Source organism: Modestobacter caceresii, assembly GCF_000761485.1.
GTDB lineage: Bacteria > Actinomycetota > Actinomycetes > Mycobacteriales > Geodermatophilaceae > Modestobacter > Modestobacter caceresii.
In genome coordinates this window covers 1-368 of sequence record NZ_JPMX01000135.1, presented here as the reverse complement: position 1 = coordinate 368, position 368 = coordinate 1, and the positions used below count along the sequence as shown (strand labels likewise).

Genomic DNA, 368 nt, shown 5'->3' with positions numbered 1-368 from the left:
GTGCTCACCAAGATCGTCGTGTCCGAGGACGAGACCGTGGAGGTCGGCGCCGAGCTGGCCGTCATCGGTGGCGAGGACGGCGACGACGCCGGCGCCCCGGCGGAGGACGCGCCGGCCCAGGAGACCTCGGCCGACGAGGAGCCCGCCCAGGAGGAGCCGGCTCAGGAGGAGCCCGCCGAGGAGCCGGCCCCCGCAGCGGCCGAGCAGGGCGGCGACTCCGGCGGTTCCGGTGGCGGCGAGGGCACCTCGGTGACCATGCCGGCGCTGGGCGAGAGCGTCACCGAGGGCACGGTCACCCGCTGGCTGAAGCAGGAGGGTGACCAGGTCGAGGTCGACGAGCCCCTCCTGGAGGTCTCCACCGACAAGGT

The 368-nt window shown here is 74.7% G+C and carries 1 protein-coding gene; it reads left to right on the top strand.

Annotated features, from left to right (window positions below; all coding sequences use genetic code 11):
• Window positions 1-18: 18 nt before the first annotated feature.
• The coding region (locus IN07_RS23225; protein WP_331437145.1) for a biotin/lipoyl-containing protein at window positions 19-368 on the top strand (350 nt) is incomplete at its 3' end.